Origin of the sequence: Bacillus horti, from assembly GCF_030813115.1 — a bacterium.
In the GTDB taxonomy this organism is placed as follows: Bacteria; Bacillota; Bacilli; order Caldalkalibacillales; family JCM-10596; genus Bacillus_CH; species Bacillus_CH horti.
The window spans coordinates 1-4089 of record NZ_JAUSTY010000040.1; the positions used below are offsets into that span (position 1 = coordinate 1).

Here is a 4089-nt window from a genome sequence, read left to right on the forward strand (position 1 = left end):
GTCACACGCGTTCCCATACCGAACACGACCGTTAAGCCTTCCAGCGCCGATGGTACTTGGGGTTTTACCCCTGGGAGAGTAGGACGTTGCCGGGCCAACCAAACGACTTCAATTGAGAAGTCGTTTTTTTGTTGGCGAAAACTCTAAGAAGGACGTCCACTCTCGTCATTCGCTAGAAGAGCATGCGGAACCCTGAATCGCAGCCAACTCGGAGAAGGGCATCCATGATTAGAGGAAGGTTCCGATGCCGACCTCGGAGCGTGGGCAGGGGAAGTGTCGCTCGGTGCGGGAGGACGTTTGTCGGGCAAGAAGGGTCTCTAGGAGTTTATCCTAGGGGCTTTTTTTATGAAGAACTTTATATTAAGGATTAATGTAAATTTATAATAAAATATCCAACAAGATAAAATAAAGGTGGTAAGTTTTATGAAACTTGTTCTGTTAATCGGACCTCAAGCAGTTGGTAAAATGACAGTTGGACAGGAACTAGCAAAGATAACAAATCTGAAGCTTTTTCATAATCATATGACCATTGATTTGGTTAGTAATTTCTTTGATTATAGCACTAGAGAAGGAAAGAGATTAGTGAGCGTTTTTCGTCAAGAAATATTTGAAGAAGTATCAAAGAGCAGTATGTATGGATTAATTTTTACTTACGTCTGGGCATTTGATCAGCAAGATGATTGGGATTATATAAATCAAGTTGCTCAATTATTTGAATCTAGGGGAGGTATTGTTTACATTGTGGAGCTTGAGGCTGATATGGTGGAAAGACTCGAGCGTAATAAAAGTTCTAATAGACTTGAACATAAGCCATCAAAGAGGAATATGGAATGGTCTGAAAATGATTTAAAAGAGTCGATGGAGAAATACAGGTTGAATTCTTTAGAAGGTGAGATCAATTGTTTAAACTATATTAAGATAGATAATACAAACTTAGATGCGGAAGAAGTGGCAAATATAATCAAGGGTGAGTTCGATTAGAGTAAGAAAAATATGAAATTATGCACTGTTTCCACAAAAAAATAATTCATAATTTTATAAAAAATAGAAATTATGAAGGGTTATTGAAAGTAATATAGAAGGTTAAAAAAGAAAATCCTGAGTACTTAGGTATTCCAGGGTAATCGTCTAATTTCGATTAAACTAGATTGAAATGAAGTGATCATGTTGAAGAAAAGCATATTTATTATGTTTGTTTTAATTTTTGCATGTATATTGTTTTCAGGTTGTAATCAAAAAGATCCAGACAAAGTCGTGCTAGTCCCATATGAGGTTGTTCTAAATGAAACATCAAAGATTGAACAGCCAATAGCTATTCCTGAGGAAGAACAAGTCAACTTAAATGTGTTCAAAAATGTGAGTATGTTTAATGAGTGGTGGCAGTCAAACGAGTTAACGGACTCCCCTTTAGAAATAGAAGGGAGTGAACATATAGTTTTTGTTTTTGAGATCTATGAATCTGAGTTCTGTGACGTGCATCTCAATTCTATGGACCTAGGGGCTGATCGTAAAAGTATATTTATCACTCTGCAGGAAAAGATAACTGATGATTATAACTGCCCGACTGTATTCGATAAACAAAAGACGCTGGTAGTCAGTGTAGAACGCGGTGACATAACTGATGTTACCCAATTTGTTGTAAGAACCAGAAAAACACATACGTTTACTCAAGACATACAGTCCTGATATACAGGAAGAGTTAGCTTATTTGTCTAAAAAGATTGCTACTCAACAATGTCCAACCTCATCAGAAAGTTTAATATTGGAAGCCCCTTAGAGGGCTTCTTTTTAATAACAATATTTCCACTAATGATACTACTGCATAACAAAAGTGACTCTAATCCGACCTGTTATGCTCTTCACATGCTTCCTAAATTATTGGTTTAGATGTTGAGCTTGAGGGGAAAAACGATTATTAAGAAGAACAAACGAAAAACGAAAACCAAAAAGAAGAGACAAGAAAACACCAAAGTAACACTAAAGCGAACAAACAAGGTAGATCATACTTAAAGTATAGAAGTTCTGCTTAAATTGCATATAACAATAAAATAGGATGCTCTCTATAGGAGTGGAAGTGATCTGACTGAACTTCTAATGGAGCATAAGGAGGCACGATCAGTATGTTAAAGTGGGCATTGATTTTTCTGGTTGTAGGAGCTATTTTTTACTTACTTGGATTGAGGTCAATAGCGGGTATTACAATTGGTATCGCAAGAGTTTTGTTTACTATATTTGTTATCATATTCTTAGTTATGTTAGTGATTGGTTTAATAAATGGCACGCTCTTTTAGCTGATATGGCTTTTAATAAAAAATCATGATAGGATGATGATAAAAGCTTGTATCAAATAGGTTGAATTTAAAAGTGGTTGGTTCTCAACTACTTTTTATTTTTTCAAACACGTTTTAGGTGGTGCTATTAGGCATGGTAATGGTATTGATTATTTTGAGTATTAATATCGTATATGTATCGTTTTTTACAATCCGAATGATTTTGACTTTGAAGGGTCAAAAATATTTGGCAGCATCCCTAAGTTCAATCGAGGTATTGATTTATGTAATTGGTTTAGGGCTTGTTTTAGATAATCTGAATGAGATCCAAAACCTTATTGCTTATGCAGTAGGCTATGCAATAGGAGTTCTTGTAGGGACTAAAATCGAGGAAATGCTTGCCCTTGGCTATGTGACTGTAAAAGTAATAACAAATCGCTTTGACCAGCCCTTTTCTCAATTTTTAAGGGATCAGGGGTATGGTGTTACAACGTGGATGGGAGAAGGAAGAGATGGGAAGCGTTTGATGATGGAGATCCTTACTCGTCGTAAGGCCCAAGAAGAGTTATACAATCTTATTGTGGCGTATGATCCAAAGGCATTTATCATTTCTCACGAGCCTAGACATTTTCATGGAGGGTTCTGGGTTAAAGGTCTAAAAAAACATGCTCAGGAGCAGGGTGAGGAGTATACGATTGTTAATGAAGAAAATCTACCTGGTGTCACCGAAGAAAGCGTACAGGAGGTTTTAGAGCAGTCTGAAGAGCTCTCAGAGCTAGTTGATCAGAATCCCGCAGAAAATCAAAATCAGAAACAAGATATAAAAATTAACTATAACGATAAGCCGAAAAGTGAGAAAGATTAAGCTTGTAAACTTAAGATTTAAGAGATGCTACATATGGACTTAGTAGATAAGAATTCTCTACTATCATGCCAAAATATGAAGTGGAATTTTTACCAGTATATATTGATGATTAATAACAAATGCTTGTAAGGAAAGTTAATTCTTTAACTCTAAAGGAGGAAACTTTCATGGCCAAGAAGTCGAGACAACAACTTCCTATTGCCAAGAACGAAAGTGTTGAATTCTCAATGGAGTATGCTGATCGTGAAGACCTGAAGGCATTACAGCGTGCTAAAAAGGCAGATAAACGTCAGGAAAAGGATTAACTCTCGGGCACCGTGTAAAGCGGTGCCCTTATGCATTTTTGTAGTCGAAATAGATCAAAAAATGGCGAAAAAAAAGAAGTGAAAAAATGGAGGATATTAATTTCAAAAAGCTGTTGACTATAGATAATATCTGTGATATTCTAGTACATGTCGCTGCTAATTGACACGACACTTTTCCGCAGTAGCTCAGTGGTAGAGCTATCGGCTGTTAACCGATCGGTCGTAGGTTCGAGTCCTACCTGCGGAGCCAGTGGAGAGATGTCCGAGCTGGCCGAAGGAGCACGATTGGAAATCGTGTAGGCGGGGTTAACCCGTCTCGAGGGTTCGAATCCCTCTCTCTCCGCCATTAGATGCATTAAGCGGATAATGAATTCTCACCTAAGGGTTCTCCCGAAGGTGTAGAAGCAAAGAAGTGATTCACGGGACTAGCTTCGCGTCGGAATCCCTCTCTCTCCGCCATTAGATGCTTGTGCGGATAAAGTTTTTCAACAAATAATATGGCCCGTTGGTCAAGTGGTTAAGACACCGCCCTTTCACGGCGGTAACAGGGGTTCGAATCCCCTACGGGTCACCATCTTTATTCAAATGAAGTAGTTAGGGATTCTCACCAAGGGTTCTCCCGAAGGTGCAGAAACAAGGAAGCGAGTTC

5 protein-coding genes, 3 tRNA genes and 1 rRNA gene are annotated in these 4089 nt (G+C 38.1%); all 9 read left to right on the top strand.

The window, feature by feature from the left end:
* Positions 1-95 (top strand): 5S ribosomal RNA (gene rrf / locus J2S11_RS22110); the annotation flags it as partial.
* A gap of 328 nt (positions 96-423) precedes the next feature.
* On the top strand, positions 424-981 hold the full coding sequence (locus J2S11_RS22115) for an AAA family ATPase (protein WP_307398367.1): 558 nt from the start codon (positions 424-426) through the stop codon (positions 979-981).
* A 183-nt stretch (positions 982-1164) separates the two neighbouring features.
* The gene (locus tag J2S11_RS22120) at positions 1165-1686 is read left to right on the top strand and encodes a hypothetical protein (protein WP_307398369.1); all 522 of its coding nucleotides are present in this window, start codon (positions 1165-1167) and stop codon (positions 1684-1686) included.
* Between the two features lie 434 nt (positions 1687-2120).
* On the top strand, positions 2121-2291 hold the full coding sequence (locus tag J2S11_RS22125) for a DUF1328 domain-containing protein (protein ID WP_307398371.1): 171 nt from the start codon (positions 2121-2123) through the stop codon (positions 2289-2291).
* A 133-nt stretch (positions 2292-2424) separates the two neighbouring features.
* The gene (locus J2S11_RS22130; RefSeq protein ID WP_307398373.1) at positions 2425-3135 is read left to right on the top strand and encodes a DUF2179 domain-containing protein; all 711 of its coding nucleotides are present in this window, start codon (positions 2425-2427) and stop codon (positions 3133-3135) included.
* A gap of 167 nt (positions 3136-3302) precedes the next feature.
* Entirely contained in the window at positions 3303-3440 is a 138-nt protein-coding gene (locus J2S11_RS22135) for a YfhD family protein (protein WP_307398375.1), read from the top strand.
* Between the two features lie 175 nt (positions 3441-3615).
* Positions 3616-3690: transfer RNA gene (locus J2S11_RS22140), tRNA-Asn, on the top strand.
* Between the two features lie 2 nt (positions 3691-3692).
* Positions 3693-3786: transfer RNA gene (locus J2S11_RS22145), tRNA-Ser, on the top strand.
* A 153-nt stretch (positions 3787-3939) separates the two neighbouring features.
* Positions 3940-4014: transfer RNA gene (locus J2S11_RS22150), tRNA-Glu, on the top strand.
* The last annotated feature ends 75 nt before the right edge of the window (positions 4015-4089 follow it).